Below are 17714 nucleotides of genomic sequence, written 5' to 3'. Positions count from 1 at the left end.
CCTAATCTTTGATTTATGGAATTTAATATTTCAAGACCTGTTTCTCAATCGTACACATTTACCCTTTGGGGGCTCTCAAGCAAACCACGCAACGTTGAGCCGAGAATGGTATGCAAGGCTTGAATTTCAGTTGGCGTAGGTGAAGCGCCGGAGGCTCCTAGCATGATGCCATAGAATGAATCAGAGACATTGTTGAGCAATTTGAGGAGGATTTCAAGAGAGAGATCTGTACGCACGAGCGCCCACTCCTGCCCTTGCTTGAGTTGGTTTAACCAATAACGATTCAGTGGTGCTGCTTTCGCTCCCAATCCTTCGGCCAATGGGTGATTTGACGGCATTTGTTCGCCAATCATAACTCCAATCTCAATGCAGTCGAGTTCCTTCCAGCACTGTTCCTGGATGAGGCGACCTTGTCTCAGGTGAACCCAGTAATCTTCTATTGAAGGCGCAGCGCCGTGCTCTTCCAACTTCATGGTAATGAAATTGCAGTATTGGCCAATGATGCTCAAAAACAAATCGCCTTTGTCTTCGAACCAGTAGTAGAATTGGCCCTTCGAGATGTCAAGCTCCTTGAGCAAGAGGTTCAACGACATGGCGTCGTAGCCATGAACAGCAAACTGCTTCTTAGCGACGCTCAGCACCCTTTCCTGTTCCTCTAAAGGAAGTTTGAGAAAACGCTTGAGCGGCATGGAATTCAACTTCAGACCGCCGGTCTGACCATTGGTTTATGTACCTTTGTCTGAATATCCCACAGGAACGTTCGACACAACATCCATGCCACTCATTCCGATGGGCTGGAGGTGTGTTATCCGTAGAGGTTCCGGTGCAAAGGCACAGCTCACGCTGATTCATGCTAGAGCGTATGTTCTGCAGAAGCAGAAAACGGTGTCTCACTCGACTTTGCTAACGCCAACGGCGTTTGGGCCTTTGGGACCTTCACCGACTTCAAACTGAACGGTATCACCGTCAGTGATCTCTCCGGTGACCTCGGAGATGTGGACGAAAAGGTCGTCTCCACCTTCAACTTCAATAAATCCGAATCCTTTTACTTGGTTAAACCACTTGACTGTTCCTTGCGCCATATTTGCCGGTCAATTCTTCAAGTACTTGAGGGCGATGGAAAGAATAGTCTGATTTAATGGAAATATATCAGTCATCGTGAGAGCCGAGGAAGTATTCTCCAATCTCAGGATCGTTGAGAATGAATTCTGCATCACCCGTGTGTACGACCTTTCCATTGGCGAAAATATAACCCCGGTCCGAGCGAGCGAGACTCAAGCGAGCATTTTGCTCAACAATGAGGACTGTAATGCCCTCTTTGCGCAGGTTGTCAATCCGTTCGATGATCTGTTGCTGGTAGAGCGGTGAAAGGGCGGCTGTAGGTTCATCGAGGAGCAGGAACGAGGGGTCGGAAATCAAGGCACGTGAAATGGCCAACATTTGTCGTTCTCCGCCCGAGAGTGAAGCAGCCAGGTCGTGCTCTCTTGAACGTAGGTCTGGGAACATGTTGAGTGCTCGTTCAATGCGTTCTTTCAGGACTTTGTTTGAAAGGGAATTACCACCCATTTGCAAATTCTCTTCAACAGAGAGCGTCGGAAACACGTTGTTCACTTGGGGGACATAGGCGATTCCCTTGTTGACCAATTGGTCTGTACGCAATTTCTCGATGGATTCGCCGTCATAGGAAACTTCCCCGCCGTAATAGGTTGCAATCCCAAACAGAGCCTTGATGAACGTGGATTTACCGCAGCCGTTAGGACCGATAATGGTCACGAATTCACCTTTGTCAACATAGAGGTCCACTCCGTAGAGAATCTGTACACTCCCGTATCCAGCGGTCAACCCTTTGACATCAAGCATTCGGGTCATTCTTCTTCACCTCCATCGCTAGCTCCCCCGAGATAGGCTTCAATGACTGCCCGGTTGGATTTGACTTCTTCTGGAGTCCCGACCATCAGGATTTCTCCTTCATTCATGACGACAATACGGTCAACACCTTGGCGCAAGATGAAATCCATGTTGTGTTCAATGACGAGGACAGAAATCCCTGTCGTATCAACGAGTTCGCGCAAATTGGTAAAGATTTTCATGGCTAGAGGGCCGGCAACGCCAGCAACAGGTTCGTCCAGCAACAACAAATCTGGACTTCCCATCATTGAACGTCCGATATCAACAAGTTTGCTCTGACCGCCGGAGAGTTCACTCGCGAGGTTGTGGGCCATATGAGGCACTTCAAGCTGGTCCAATACGGCAAAGGCGTTAGCGAGGCGTTCTTTTTCGGATGGACGCGAACGCCCTCTGAACAGCGACAAAATTGGATTGGGTGAGAATTGTTTACGCGGTGGAACGAGCATGTTCTCAATAACCGTCATGTCCTTCCAAAGGCGAGTATGTTGGAAGGTACGGGTCATGCCAAGTTTTTGAATTTGGTCTGGACGCTTGTCTGAGACATCTTTTCCAAACACTTCAACGGTTCCTGATGTCTGTTGAAGAAGACCGCTAATGCAGTTGAAAGTGGTTGACTTACCGCACCCATTTGGACCGATTAAACCAATGAATTCTCCCTTCTTGACCTCAAAGGTGACATCCTTAACAGCGACAAGTCCGCCGAATTCCATTCGTAAATTCTTAACCGACAAAAGTGGCTTCATTGTTCTTCAGCCCCCTTTCCTGCTGGATGCGGAGGCCGATAAGGAACCTCAGGTAGCAACCCTTTGGGATTGTATCGCAGTGAAAAGACGATGAGAAGGCCAATGAGCAACACCTTGACGTAAGCCATTCCCGCACGAACGACTCCGGTTGGATAAGCCTCCTCGATAGAACGGTCATCGAAGAAGAACGAGCCACAGGCAAAAATTAGACCCACCCAGAAGAAGGTCTCCCGCACTGATTCCCATTTGACAAGATGAGCGAGAAGGACAATTGCGATGCAAATCCACATGACTTGGACCTGTTCAATGACAAGCCATTCAAACCAACCGTCAATGGTAGCAGCAACTTCGTTGAGAGGGAGGTCGGAACTTCCTTGACCTGCTACGAGGACGTTGAAAACAAATTCCATGAGGACAATGATTGATGCTCCGATGATCATTCCACGGTTGTTTCCAGCCCCGCCAATGATGAACGCAGCCCAAACCAAGAAGGTGGTTTTAGCAGGTGACATGAACGACGGTTGGAATCCTGTTAACTTCCATGCCCATAGTGCGCCGGCAAAAGCAGCAATTGAGGCACCCAATGCTAGGCTTGCTGCCTTGTGGCGCAGAACATCATGGCCGTGATGTTGTGCAACCTCTTCATCTTCTCTGATGGCTCGTAGAATTCGCCCCCATGGTGATTTAAGAACCGTGTTGAGCAACCACCAGGCTAGAATTAAACCAATCAGGCCTATGGTTGCGAGGACAAACATGTAAGGTGCAGGTTGGCCGAGATTAAGCCATTCACCAACGGTTGCGGCCATGCTCTGTATGCTGTCATCTCTTGAACAGGCCACAGGAGAGAGAGGGTTTCCGTTTGCATCGTTCGGAACGGAATCTCCGCAGAACCACCATTCTTGAAGCGGTAATTTGTATCGAGATATACCAACCGCACTGCCCCAGGAGCCTGCTCGAAGGAGCGGTTCTCCACTCAGTAGCACCCGAACGATTTCGCCGAGTGAAATCGTAATGATGGCGAAGTAATCGCTTCGCAAGCGGGCGGTAGGATAGGCAAGGAACCACCCAGCCACAGCGCCAAGGAACATGGAAAACAATACGGCGTAAACAATTGGCCAATCATAACCGTGCAGTTCCTTAGGTGCAGTCAAAATACCAACGGTAATGGCTCCGATGGCGGCAAAGAAGATGACACCAAAGTTGAGCTGGCCGGTAACTCCGGTATGCAGATTAAGTGAAAGCGCAAGGATTGCAAAAATGGCAAACGTGACCATGACGTTGGACAGTTGAAGCGTTTTCACAAAGCTTGCTTGGTCCGAATCCGCAACGGGAAGCCAATAAATGAGGCAGGCCATGACGACAGCGAGAACTCCAAACGACACCCATGAGCCAAGTTCACTTTCACGTCCATAGGACATGTGTAATTTTTTGAGAGCGCTGTTTCGTTTGTCAACGACCGTGTCACGGAACTTTGTTTTCCCGGTGTTGGCCAAACGGTGTGCATGAACTCCGATGAAGCCAATCTTTGCATCGACTGCTTTCGTTGCCGTACGCCACATGGTCCCACAGCGGGTACTTACAGCATCCCAGCGACTGGAAACGAGAGCGATACCGGCAAATGGTGCTGATTTCTTCATCTCTTTGCCTTGGAGTGTGTAGTAGGCTTCGCGCCATGCGATGAGATAGAATAGAATCGGTACCGCAGGCCAAAGCAACATACCGATACCGGAGATGAGTTCCACCAAAACATGCTCAGCCTGCATGAACGATAGCCAGGCTTCTTGTTGGACAGCAGTGTAAGTTTCAGGGGCATGAGACAGAGCAATGGTTTTATCTCCACCCGTCAAGGTTTTGAAAATGTCACTGTCTGCAATGGAGTGCTCCCTAACAAACCGGCTGAAGACATAGGTGATGTATGCAGCAAATGTCGTGAGAAGATAACGCTGGCCGCGGAGGCTGTTTCGAACGCTGAAATGGTGAAGGCCAAGCGGGGCAAAGAAAATCCCCAGGATGGACGCTCGTTTCAGATTAGGAGTGAAGTCTTCTGCGGCTCGAGTTCGGATCCGTTTGATGTTCCACTTATCATAGGCATCGCCGATTCCCTTAGGCATGACAAGAAGGATAGCAATAATCATGACATAAGGCATCACTTCGGCAAGATTCGCATAATTTGAACGATCCAAGGGGGTTCCAATTCCCATCAAGATAGGAGAGGACACCGAGCGGACAAATCCAATCAGGAGCGCTCCCACAATCGCGCCTGGTACCGAGCCGATGGTTCCGAGTACGATGACAGCAAAAGCGGGCAAAAGTAGAGTGAATCCCGTCTCAGGGCTGTAGCGGATGGTCATGGCAAAAATTGCCCCTCCGAGCCCAGAAATTCCTGCTGACAGGAAAGCGCTCATCATGTGAACGCGCTCTACGTTGATTCCGCAACTTGCAGCAAGTTCTGGGTTGTCAGCAACAGCGCGCATGCGACGACCAAGACGGGTCTTGGTCAACAAAAGAAGCAACAAACCAACCGAAGCGAAGATGACGAAAGGCATGGCTGCGTTGTAGTAGGAATAATTTGCAGTGAGTTCGGTGACGCAATCTGAGCCCACCGAGTATACATCTGCAATGGGCTTTGAGCCCTCACTAACGACTTTTTCATACACTGGATTGGATGCTGTACCTACATTTTCACAAGAACCGTGGGTGTAGGTGGCGTCACTTGCAAGAGAACGGTCCCCTAGGTTGAGTTTCGTCAACATTGTGGGTGCTTCAAACCGCTGCTCACGAGCAATACGCCAGTCAATGTCCGGTTCAAACAATTTCGTCCCTGCACCAAAACGCAGGTAAACAATCGCTCTCAAAATAAGAGCAACACCTAGAGATGCAATCATCATGACGTCAGCACTTGATTTTCGGTCACGGAATCCTCTGAAGACCAAACGGTCAATGATGATTCCAGCAAGGCCTGTTAAGACAAAGGCACCAAGAAGCGTCCAAAGTAAAACGGTCCAAACCAAGACACCGTCCTTGGGAACCGATACGAGCGGGAAGAAGTAGTCCATCCAAACGATCATGATGGCGACGTACATCCCCAGCATGAAAAATTCGCTTTGAGCGAAATTCCCGTATCGCTGAACGCTGTACGTCAAGGTACAACCAACTGCGATTGCTAGGTATGTCGATGACCATGTTAAGGTGCTAAATCCAATTGAGCTCAAATTGAAGTAGATAACGGCGCTTGAATCAAGTCCAATCATCAACAACTCTATGGTGAACAATACGACGAAGAGCAGGAATAACGGCGAGAACGCCATCAAAACGGTTCTAAGCCATCCATGCTGCACGTCATCAAAGACGACCTTCACCAGGAGGAACCCCATCGATATGAGCTGGATGGACTGTGACAGCCAAACCATGTCATTGGGAAGGTTTCCCAGCAGTATCGCATCAATACCGTTGCCGATGCCCGATTGAAACATCAATCCCAGAATGGCATCAATGGCCACGACTGTTGCGATCACAAGTCTTCGCTTGAGGCGAGGGAGTTCCTGCCACCGATGAGATAGAGAGGATTTGTCCTTTGATTCGTGCTCGGAGTCCATTCAACAAAGCCTCCGCATATCGTCCTTAAGGCATGCAAACAATCCTTGGGGTAAAAACCCCCCAAGGATTAGTGCAAACAAGTTCACTCAGCGTTATCTTCGACCCCGCCTGCAACCGTCCAGTACTTGGTACATGTGAAGGTTCCATCAGCAGCGTCAGAAGCAGCGTAGCCACAGATATCGTAACCGTCGCCACCAACGTCTCCGTTAGCAAGGAAGGTGTGGAGTCCACTTGCGCCTTCGTATGCTGTACCGACTGTGTTGATTGCTTCGCTAGGAGTGTCTGCATCAGTAAGAGCGGCTTGACCGAGCATCATGATTGAGTCATAACTGGTCAAGACATAGGACTTGATCGAAGTGATGTTTGAAGCATCGTAGCGTGCTTCAAAGTCTCCGAAGGAGTCTCCCGCACGTGGGGTTGTGACATAGAGTCCGTCAGCAACGACGTCGTCGCTGAGCTCTACAAGAAGCCCTTCACCAGCAGGTCCATCACCAGAGAAGAGCATGATGTCGACTCCTTGGGTCGAAATTTCGTTAAGAATCATAGCAGCATCGGTCACGTAGGAGACCATGAACACAGCGTCACAGCCTGCGTTAGCAATCTGTGTGATTTCTGAAGCAATATTGGTTGCTGTTTCAGCGTATCCAATCTTCTGGCACAATTCGCCGTCCCATGCATCTTCGATAGCATCTGCAAATCCTGAGCCGTAATCGTTGGTCATGTGAATGATAGCAGGGTTGGAAACGTTCATTGAGGCCATCATTGCAGCAGCTGCTGGTCCTTGAATGGCGTCAGAAGGAACGATACGGAAGAAGTCGGGGTAAGCCGTAGCGTTGCTGAGGCTTGGGTTCGTGGATGCGTAGGAAATCATTGGGATTCCTGCAGCGGACAACACAGCGTTAGCGGCCATGGTAGCACCGGAACATGCGGCACCACCAACGGCGATAACGCCTGAGTCAACCAAAGTCTGTGCAGCAGCAGCAGCGGCGGTGCCGTCACAGCCAGAGTCGACTTCAACAAGTTGGAATTCAACCCCGAAGTCTTCGTACATGGCGTTCAGGTCAACAATCGCTTGTTGAGCACCGAACTGGAAACCAGCAGCATCTTGTGCTAGAGGTCCAGTTAGCGGGTTCATGAATCCAAGTTTGATGATTTCATCAGGGATCACAACGCCGTCTGCGACAGTCCAGTATGCAACACATTCGTACTCTCCATCGGAGGCACCGTCTGCGTAGTAGTCACAGATATCGTAACCTGCGCCACCAACGTCGCCGTTGTCAAGGAAGGTGTGAAGGCCGCTTGCACCCTCGAAAGCAGTTCCGACGGTTGAGATTGAGCCACTCATGTCGGTTGCGTTCAAGTTGTATGCTTCACCGATGATGGTAACGGCATCGTAGGAAGTCAAGACGTATTGCTTGATACTTGGGATGTCTGCTGCAACGTATCGTGCTTCAAAATCACCAAAGGAAGAGCCAGCACGAGGCGTGGTCACGGTTAAACCGTCTGCAACGCTGTCGTCGCTGAGTTCTTCAAGAAGTCCTTCGCCTGCTGGTCCATCGCCGGAGAAGAGCATGATGTCGAGCCCTTGTGTTGCGACTTCATTGAGGATGAGAGCGGCGTCGGTAACGTAGGAAACCATGAACACCGAGTCGCAGCCTGCGCTAGCAATTTGAGCGACTTCAGAGGAAATGTCTGTAGCGGTTTCAGCGTAGCCGATCTTAGCACAGACATCGCCGTCCCATGCGCCTTCGATAGCGTCAGCGAATCCTGAGCCGTAATCGTTGGTCATGTGGAGGATTGCTGGTGATTCTGCATCCAAAATGGCCATCATTGCTGCTGCTGCAGGTCCTTGGATGGAGTCACTAGGGACAACACGGAAAAAGTCAGGGTAAGCCGTAGCGTTGCTGAGGCTTGGGTTGGTGGATGCGTAGGAAATCATTGGGATTCCTGCAGCGGAAAGAACGGCGTTAGCAGCCATTGATGCGCCAGAGCACGCAGCTCCTGCGACAGCGACAACTCCTGCATCAGCCAATGTTTGAGCGGCTGCGGCACCGGTGGTACCGTCACAGCCGGAATCAGCAACAACCGCTTCAAAGGTGGTTGTGTTTTGTGCTGCGTTCAAGTCGATAACGGCTTGAAGTGCACCGTACTCAAACCCAGCCGCATCTTGAGCCAAGGGTCCAGTTGCTGGGTTGAGGAACCCAATCTTGACGACGTTTGCGACGACGTCTGTTTCGTCAGACGAATCATTGTCAGAATCGTCTTCATCGTTGCTTGTACAACCTGCTAGGGCAGCGGTCATAAAAGCTAAAGCCATTAGTGTGGTTAGCAATTTATTGTTCATTGTTCTTCCTTCCTTGCCTTTCGGAAGGTTCTTGGTGTTATATGGCTATCGCCGATTTATTGGCTGTAGGTCGCCGACCCAAGGCAAATCAATCACGATTCTAGCAGGATTTAATCGGTTGTGTGGAGGTCGATTTCAAACAAATAAGCAGCATCTTCTGCATAGTGTGCCGGCAGATTCGTGGGGTCAGCAATTGTTACCGGCTCCAAAGAGGAGAACCCATGACTCGTGTACAGACGAATAAGTCCAGGATTGTAACCTACCGTATCAAGGCGTATGAATCGAAGGTTATTCTCAACACATTGGGTTTTGGCCCATTCAACCACTAGGCCAACCAAAGCGTTTCCACGTTGCATTGGATGGTTGGCGATTCGGTGGAGAAAGAGAGACGGTTCTGTCGGCCCCCAAATGAGTTCATCATCATAGGCAACAACCCAAACGCATGCGAGTCCTCCATCGATCAAAAGTTTCCATTGACGGCCCTCGCGAATCTCTGCTTCAACGAGTTCTGGGCTGATTTTAGGCCATTGAACCGTACCTTTGGACTGCTGCAATGCCGTCGCCGCATCGTAGAGCGAGAGAATTGCTTCAAGGTCGCCCAACTCACTCTGAAGAATCTCCATGAACTCCCCTCCTCGAATGGGCATTTCAACTTTTCAGAGCAACCATTCACGGTTTGTAATCCAAGAACATAAAAATTCCAAATATGAACACGATGATAGGGACAATGAGCATCTCAAATCTGGACCTGCGCTTAGCAACTACATCCAATTCGGTACCCAAGCTCATGATGGACCCCTCGCCTGTTTCAGAGGATGGAACCATAGTAATCAGCGCACTGCCCTCTGTCTCATCTCCACCCCAAGCATCAAGATGCTCTCGCGTCCTCGGAACACAATCACCCAGAACATACAGGGGGTCACCTACGCCAATAGCACTGACGGTCCACTTCCATTTCCCTTTCTCCCATTCAGCAATGTTTGCGCCAAGGTTTGATGTTTTATTTTTCGCCTGCCATAGGCTTGGGTCAATGATCATGCCCCCCGTACCATCGTGCAAAACAAATGGAACACCACCGTTTTGGGTTTCACGATGTTCCCAACCGCATTCTTGGCCATCGTCTGTTTGCCGACAGACATACTTGAATGAGGACCAGGTCCAAAGTACAGTCCCCTGCATCTCTTCGCCTCCAACAGTAAATGCTGGCGTTCCAGCACTGGAAGGACGTACTTGACCAACGACCTCAGCTTGGCCAACCGCAACACTCCGAATTGGACTTGTTGGGAGGTCGTTGATGGTCTGGGATAACTTCGCTTGCCTGTATGCACTGAAAAACCATAGAATGTTAACGATCGTGACAAAGAACGTCATAAGGAACCCAATCATTGTATGAAAATCAGAGCCGTCTCGAGCACGAAGGTCCGAAGACAACCATATGAACGACACTGCGAAGGTAATGGCTCCTAGACTGTAAGGCGTCAACATGGCGGGGCGTGGTGTTCCGATACGTTGAGGGTGCTCCGGGATAAGTGAACCATCTCCGTCTTGAGCGAAAACGTTGGCGTACGATGCAGGAAGCGGAGGGCATCCAAACAGCCAGTCGTCAAACGCTTGGCGAAGCGGTTGTTTTGCAGGCCCGATTACCTCGCCGTTGGGTCCGCAGTGTTGGAACTGCCTGCCTTCCAACCCAAGGACACCCACTGCAGATGCTGACTCTTTGGCATCGGTTTGATTTCTCTTTCGGATTCTCCTCAGGTCATAACTAAGGGGCGAAGGGGTGCTGTACATGAAAATTAAGCCCCCTATTCCACTGGCGAGGAGAGCGAAGCGTCCTGCATCTTCACGTTGTGTAATTTCGGGTGGGCTTCCCTCATCGTTGAAACCCTTGATTTCTGCGAACGATAAGAGTTGATAATATTCGTTTGGTTCGTTTTGAACCAGCATGTACGTCATCAACATCCGATTTTCGCTGCTGTCTCGCCCGTAGCCTCTGACATCATCTTCCCATGCCTGGTTGCACCCTGGTTGGATAAAATCACCCTCTGGGTCCAACGTTCCTGATCGATCAAATGATGTTGTAATGGAGTTGCCCGCCTGATCCCTAAATGTAACAATAGACCTTTGGCTTAATTCGTAACCATAATTGATATCCACATTGCCATCCTCATCTTCGCTTTCATAACATCCTTCTGTGCCGATTATGCCTTCTTCCAATTCCAATGGGATCAACACAAAGGCTGCTTTGTTGCTTTGATAATGAGGTTGCTCATATCCATCTTGAAGGGATTGAAAGTTGTAGGAATCAATGTCCCCGAGTTCATCCAGCCGGTCGGCCTCAGATAATTGAGGAATGTCTGGAATGGACTGGCCGGAAGAATACATAGTAAAAGCACTCACAAACATGCTTAATGCAATCAAATATCCAATGAGGCCTCTCCATGTAGGAAGTGGGAACTTGAACAAACCTTGGTCCAAGTCTGTAACGTCATGCTTCGTGGCCATGTTAATCAATACGAACCTTCGTTTTTAACAGAATTCCCTTCTGCGGTGCAATTGAAGAAGAAAAAAGGTGCCGGGGGCAGGATTCGAACCTGCGAAGCAATATGCAGAGGAGCTTGAATCCACCCCCTTTGACCACTCGGGTACCCCGGCTTCTTGGTTCGGGCTGATGCCTTCTCTTCTTGACTATTCCTCTTGGGAGGTGTCCATGAGTTCTGGTGGTCGAGGCGGGGGGCGCGTTCCAAAAACAATACGTCGTATTTTTGCTCGTTGATACACTTCCTCCCGTTCTTCCCATCTCTGCCGTGCAATAAACAGCACCATTCCAGCCAAGACTACCGAGAGCAAGGACAGACTGAGCAAGGCCATTTCCCCTTGAGCGTCGTCGGGATCGCCACTCCTAATATCAGCCAACGGAACTGGGATTCTTGGCGTCATGTTTTCAATCTCTACCGTCAAACCAAGCCGTCCGGTTTTCCATGCCTCAACTTCCCAAACATAGTTTGACCATTCACCTCGTGAGAGTGAGAGTGTTTCTGTTTGAAGGAGAACTCCTTCATCATCCCGTAGATGGACCGTCAAATTACCGTCCAGCAATCCAGCGTTTGCAATTCGCACGAAAACCGAGATATTTTCTCCGACTGATGGTCGGAACGGAAGGGCTGAGATATCGGTAAATGTCGGCTCAAACGCGACCCACGTGACTCCAATTCGAAGTGGGTCGCCAGAAGTGCCTAATCCCACCAGCGGTCGACCTGAACGGTCTGAGCCTTCAAACCAAACAACAAGTAAATCACTGCGTTGAAGTTCAACACCGTTCGGTTCGAGGTTCAAAGTTGACTCGTAGATGAATTTCGTATTCAATGAAAGGTTCAACGGAACCAAGGTCTGCCCTTTTGACCCCTCAACTTCCTCGCCCATTCGGTAAAACACGTGGTGGAGAATCAACGGCTCAGGAGGCATGTGTGTATCATCACTCACCATCAGCATCAACGGTACTGCTTGAAGTGAATCAGAAGCAATCCCTTGAAGCGAACCGGGCGCGAGCGTAAGTTGTGGGGCGAGATCATCAACAACAACTTCGTATTCTAATGATGTTAAGTTATATCCTGAAAATCCGAGAACATCAACCTGTAACCCCCCATAATCATGATACAATGTATTCTCGTTCATGATGACATCAAAGACAAACAACCCGTCGCTTGAATGGGTGATGTTGCCCGATTCTTTCCGTTCACCGTCAGTCAACTGCCAGGTTAACTGACCCTGCTCAGGAAGGAATTCGGCAAGATGGTCGGTGCCTGCATGGAAAAGGCCAATTTCGTGGTGGACTCGGTCATTGCGATGGAACCAATAGGTCGTTTCGTTGTTTGAACCAAGAGGTTGAGTCGTGTCACTGATGTTGATCCAGCGCATATCAAGGGCGTTGGAAGGCACCCATGAGAGGCGGTTAATTTTGGACAAGCCCAACCCTAGGTCATTGCCCTCATCAAAGATTTTGAGAGAAGGAGTCCCTCCTTCATCCATCAAATCAAAGGTTGCGTTCCATTCCAAACGGAACTTGATTTGGATTTGGAACATGGATGTGAGGGGACGCTGCGTAACCGACACTGCAGGCGCCCCCAGGAAACAGGTTTCATCGAAGATGACTTCTCCAAAGCGAGGCCCGTAATGGACGTTACAGTCGTCGGGTTGATCTCTTCCCAGCAATGCAAACCGGATGCTTTCAAGAGAATTCAAACCGTTACCGTCCGAAATATCAAACGAAAACGTATGTTCTTTGCCGGCTAAAAGTGAGTTGTTGACAAGGTCCATGTCGATGCTCTCTATGCTTAGAAGCGTATCGTAACGCATTTGCACCGTAAATGTAGCAAGGTCATTCGCTTCACCAAATGAGCCTCCACCTCGAAGGGAGTTTCCGCCTAAATCCTCGCTTTCTAAAACGATACTAACGCGACCTGTATTGCTTGCGAAGCCAACTGCATCTGTCCATGAAAGAAGCGGTAAATCAACTTCTAACTCTGTACTACCGAGGTTGAGGCTCACGTTTTCTTGTTTGTATTCACTTTGGTCCATCACACCATCATTGTTAGAATCGTCCCGCGCCTCCATCCAAGAGAAGATACTTAGCTGAGGTGAGACACCCTCAATGTCCATGATATTGAGACGGAGTGGAATGTCTTGTCCATTCGTCCAAACGTGTCCGTCAGCAAGAACTTCTTCTCCCGAATCCAAAACCGTCAGTGATGTCACCGTTGGAGATACGATATCAAAGAGGAACCGGACCGGCGTGATGATGACCGTTCTGTCTTCGCTCGTGGATAAAGAGGCACTCAGAGGACCCGGCCTGGAAATTGTTGGTTGTATTTGGAGCCACGTATTGCTAGGCACCTCATCCGACAACTGTGGAGAGATGAGTGGAAGAGAAAACCGTCCATCAAGGCCCACTTCGGTCGTCCAACTTTGAGACCAATTAACCGCTGAACCCGGCCATTCATCTGGACCGCCCGATTCGTTCCTAGGGGGGACTGTGTGAATGTTAATCTGAATTTCAGCATCACCTTCAGAAATCCATTCGTTAGAGATTCCCTCCATACGAACACGGCCTTCTGCAATCATTGAACGGTTACTTGATAGATGGAATGGCCAAAGGGGGTTGGTCCAATCATCCAATCGCCTTGAAAGGTCGTCTGTGACTTCAAATTGAACGATTTCCATATCATTTTCAACTTCATTGAAATTGGTTTTTCTCACCGAAATTGCTGGACCTGTTTGCAGTCCATCCGTGTCGGTTCCATAAGTCAGCACATGAAGGTCGTCAACATCGTTGAGAAGCCAAGTGCTGGTAAACACCCAAGTAATGCTGCAGGAATTTGTGTCGCAAAAGACTTGAGAACTTGATGTGTTGATCGGTGCAAGGCCCATGCCGTTGAGATGAAGGAAACGAGGCGTTGTATCAAACCGCTCGGCCTTGGCGTGGACGAAGGCGTCTGCTGCATTGTCTGTTCTAGAAAGAAGAAGTTCAACCTGTTCAAAGTCGGCTGCATCTTCTGCTAAATCAACGGGGTTGATTCGTTGATGGTGGGTGACAATCGTAATCGATTCACCCGGGAGCCAGCGCGTATGGTCCATTTCCTCCACTGATTCAATCATCAACGGAGCGGTCTGAGCCTGCAGGTCAAGCGTGATCCCGCCACTCTGAGTTGAAATATGGAGGGGTACGTCAAGAACTGCGCGCATATCACCCATAAACGACGCTTGTTTAGCCTGATTAAGGAGTGCCCCTGGAATCTCAATGTTGTAAGTTTGCACATCGTACATGTGTTGGAAATCAATTATTTTCAAGTCACCCTGACCTTGGAGCAGAATGGAAAGTTGACACGTGGCCAAATCAAGACCGGCCCCATAAGACCGTTGAACGACTCGATTTGGACATGTTTCATTGGATGTGTAGATATAGCCGGTTGGGCCCAAAACCGTAGTTTTGATCACCCCGTTAACCAGTAAGTCCACGGTTCCACTTGTGTTGGTAACGAGAATGTGCAACACAGTGGTTGGAACGAAAGAATTCACCGTGGTAGTGGGCACAACTGCAGTGTAATTCACCCGATAAGGCAGGGAATTGACCGAGACTGAGGGGGAAGGGGCAGTGGCGTTCCACTGCCATTGTTGTTGGTCATACTGAGCGTGTGAAAATTGATGGTTAAGTCCAAACGAAGGGGAGGCTCCTGTTTCTGGCCACTGCCAAAGACTGAGGTTGTTGTGGCCGAGTTGAAGGTGGGGCGAACGGGGCGGTGAGACGCAATCAAGTGTCATCTTTGCCCGATGGAAAACCTCTCCGCCGTTCGCATCAACCCGAAGGGAGTGAACAAGTTCGGGTGTACCGAGATAGGACATGTTGAGATGATTCACGCCCCCCCCTGCGCTTGTATAAGACGAGGTTAGGAGTTGGGCTCTTGCATTGGTCCATGTCAAATTGGCCCCATAGGTGGTCAATCGATATCCTGAATGCGGGCAAAGTGCAACGGGGGGCAAATCAGCCCCCGACGTCCCGTTAACCTCAAGGAACCCTTCGCTGCTCAAGACCGATTGTTGGAAAGGAGCCAGTGATTGAAGGTACTGAGGACTAATGTAAACTGTAGAACCAACTGTTAAACTGTGAATAAGGGGGGTGACCAATACGTCCAGAGTGCTCATTTGGACACGGAGATAGACGACAGGGTGCTCGATGGGGTCAATCGCCAAATGAAACGGCAATACCAGGTCATTATGCCCGAGAATTACCGACCCACTGGCGTCCAAGACGTCAATGGCCATCGCGGTATCGTCTGGAACATAGGCCCATCCATCAACCAAACCGTAACCGTAGTTCTCGTCGGGATAGAGCGCTGGTGATGTCCAAGACCCTTCCGATTCAAACACGTCGACTTCGATTCCAGCGTCATCAATGTACCACCCATCGGCTTCAATATATGTATCTGAAAAGAACGAGAATCGAGCTCGCACCGTAGTTCCAGAGAGATTGGAAAGGTCCTTAGTTTTCAAATCAAAACCACGGGGGGCATTGTTTCCACCGCAGCCCCCAGCCACGTTTGAACCGTCGAAGATACCTTCTCCGAAAAACGGTGAATTGCTGTTTGGGGTTGAAATTTGGTCATGAAAGGAGGTCGTATCTACCGGTAAAAACCACCATGAATCTCCTCCATCGGTTGAAATGGATACCGCTCCGCCGTCCCAATCTGCTTCTGAGCAAATCCACGAGCGAAACGTGAGACGAGCCGTTGCGTTTTCTGGAACGACGTATTCCGGGCTGACCAGATGTGTGTAAATGTTGGGCTGGTAACGTGTTGTGAGGTTGATTGCTGCACCGTTGAGGCCCGAGTGGAATGCTCCAGGACCGTACCCCGATGTGTTTCTTGTTTGACCGATTTCCCATGTTTGTGCGCCAGTTCCTTCAACATACCATCCCGAGGGGGTGGTCAATGAAGATTCAAACGCGTCCGAGTCAAATGAAGCACCGTTCATTCCGTATTGGTTGGTCCACTGCCATTCGTTGATGTCTCCATTGGGGGGGGGGAGCCATCCCTCTGAACTCCCGACCGTACCGGAGGGTTGGTTTGAGAAATTTGCTACGAGCCTCTTTTGCTCCAAGGGAGTGCCGATGTTGCTGTAAACGGAAACATCGTCGATCATGATCCCTTCCCAACCGGATGAGCCGCTTCCACCAAACCCTACCTGAGAACTGGTAAGCACTACGAATTCCAAAAGTGCATGACTGGCATTGACGTGAGTAGACGCATTGGCTGGAAGTGAATACACCTGAGGCACCCAACGATTGGACTCGTCCATGTAGTAGGTTCCCTGCCAGTTAAACCCGTTACCTGGAAGGCCCGGAAGGCCTGAAAGCAGCTGCCATGTTGTTCCGTTATCGAGGCTCAGGAAGGTTTGCATGTTATCGTTAAAACTTCCTTCAAGGTCCCAATTCGCCCAGAATTCCAAATCAAGCGGACCCGCCATCCCTGACAAATTTGCACCAACTCGCAATATTCCATAGGCGTCCGATGCATACGAGCCAGTGAGGTTTCCGTGAAACCAAACGCCCGGCAAATCTCCGGCATTTGAGAGATTCATATTGTCAAGAAACCATCCTCCACGAGGCGAAGAGGTTGATGAGGTCTGAAAACACATACGAAATTCAAACGTTGTGGCGCCGTGAGGTAGGATCGAATCGAGGGCAAATTGAGTGGACAGCCATTGACTTGACTGGCCAGACCAAATTTGAGAGGGTGTATTTGAAAGTCCTGAAGCGTTGCTATAACCGCCCACTGGGACAAGGGTCTGCCATGCATTCTGGGAAGAAGACCTCCACTCCATCCAAGCAGCGTCGGAATCCTCCAAAGCCAACCATTGGTCAATAGAAAGCGTGTAATCTTTTACAAATCCAGGAATTGAATACGACGGTGAAATGAGACACCCTGTCATGTTTGCCTGCAGGTCATGAGGGTGAACGGTCCCTACGACATTCTGACCGGAAGGCGCTGAAACAGGAAGGTTGTGAGAACTGTTTGTAGTCCAACTTCCTGGTTGAGTAATGCCCCACACCGAATGATGAAGGCCCGTACCCCTCCAACCGACTGCTGTTTCAACAAGGGATTCAAAATTAGTGAGGGTGGCGATGGATTGTTGTGAGGCCAGGCTCAATTGCCCCCCACGACCAATTCCCTGAGTTCCATTGTGAGTCCCACTCCACCCGTTCCCAGAATCAATGCCAAACGAGGATGATGAATCCTCATTCTCCAACCATTCCGGAGTGATTGAAAGGTTTCCTCCAAGGAACGTCTCGTTGTAGGGGACTGAGAGGGCGTTGTTTTGTGTCAATGAAACACCCGTGGCATTAACTTGAGGCAGGTATGTCTGCGCCATAGAGGGGTTTTGTTCTTCTTGAAGAGGGTAGGATACTGCTGCGGTCCAGGAGGTGACGACCATCATGAGCGCCATCAAGAATGCGGAACTGCGTTTCTGCAGCAGGCGCTTTGACGGAACTTTGGCCAGCAATTTATTCTCACCTTACTCCTACAGACGAGGTTGTTGGATATGAAGGGGTGTCTTTGACGCATCACCAT

Annotated in this window: 9 protein-coding genes and 1 tRNA gene; all 10 read right to left on the bottom strand. The window is 49.8% G+C overall.

Translation table 11 applies throughout. The features are described 5' to 3' along the window. Positions 1-44: 44 nt before the first annotated feature. On the bottom strand, positions 45-689 hold the full coding sequence (locus AAA857_RS04290; protein WP_338173473.1) for a TetR/AcrR family transcriptional regulator: 645 nt from the start codon (positions 687-689) through the stop codon (positions 45-47). Positions 690-890: 201 nt separating this feature from the next. After that, positions 891-1082, bottom strand: coding sequence for a cold shock domain-containing protein (locus tag AAA857_RS04285; RefSeq protein ID WP_338173471.1), 192 nt, complete (start codon positions 1080-1082; stop codon positions 891-893). 67 nt (positions 1083-1149) lie between these two features. Beyond that, on the bottom strand, positions 1150-1869 hold the full coding sequence (locus AAA857_RS04280) for an ABC transporter ATP-binding protein (RefSeq protein WP_338173469.1): 720 nt from the start codon (positions 1867-1869) through the stop codon (positions 1150-1152). Then, the gene (locus AAA857_RS04275) at positions 1866-2651 is read right to left on the bottom strand and encodes an ABC transporter ATP-binding protein (RefSeq protein ID WP_338173467.1); all 786 of its coding nucleotides are present in this window, start codon (positions 2649-2651) and stop codon (positions 1866-1868) included. Before AAA857_RS04275 ends, AAA857_RS04280 begins: the two co-directional genes overlap by 4 nt. Continuing rightward, entirely contained in the window at positions 2648-6247 is a 3600-nt protein-coding gene (locus tag AAA857_RS04270) for an ABC transporter permease (RefSeq protein WP_338173465.1), read from the bottom strand. The genes AAA857_RS04275 and AAA857_RS04270 overlap by 4 nt, the downstream gene beginning before the upstream one ends. An 83-nt stretch (positions 6248-6330) precedes the next feature. Then, positions 6331-8565, bottom strand: coding sequence for an ABC transporter substrate-binding protein (locus tag AAA857_RS04265; RefSeq protein WP_338173463.1), 2235 nt, complete (start codon positions 8563-8565; stop codon positions 6331-6333). A gap of 137 nt (positions 8566-8702) precedes the next feature. Then, complete coding sequence (locus tag AAA857_RS04260; protein ID WP_338173461.1) at positions 8703-9215, bottom strand: GNAT family N-acetyltransferase; 513 nt, start codon at positions 9213-9215, stop codon at positions 8703-8705. A gap of 46 nt (positions 9216-9261) precedes the next feature. Continuing rightward, positions 9262-11094, bottom strand: coding sequence for a hypothetical protein (locus tag AAA857_RS04255; RefSeq protein WP_338173459.1), 1833 nt, complete (start codon positions 11092-11094; stop codon positions 9262-9264). A 68-nt stretch (positions 11095-11162) separates the two neighbouring features. After that, positions 11163-11244, bottom strand: a tRNA-Leu gene (locus AAA857_RS04250). Between the two features lie 33 nt (positions 11245-11277). Next, the gene (locus tag AAA857_RS04245; RefSeq protein ID WP_338173457.1) at positions 11278-17589 is read right to left on the bottom strand and encodes a hypothetical protein; all 6312 of its coding nucleotides are present in this window, start codon (positions 17587-17589) and stop codon (positions 11278-11280) included. Between the last annotated feature and the right edge of the window lie 125 nt (positions 17590-17714).

This window comes from Candidatus Poseidonia alphae (assembly GCF_943787815.1).
GTDB lineage: Archaea > Thermoplasmatota > Poseidoniia > Poseidoniales > Poseidoniaceae > Poseidonia > Poseidonia alphae.
Note: the sequence above shows the minus strand (reverse complement) of the source record. Positions and strands in the feature narration are given on the sequence as shown.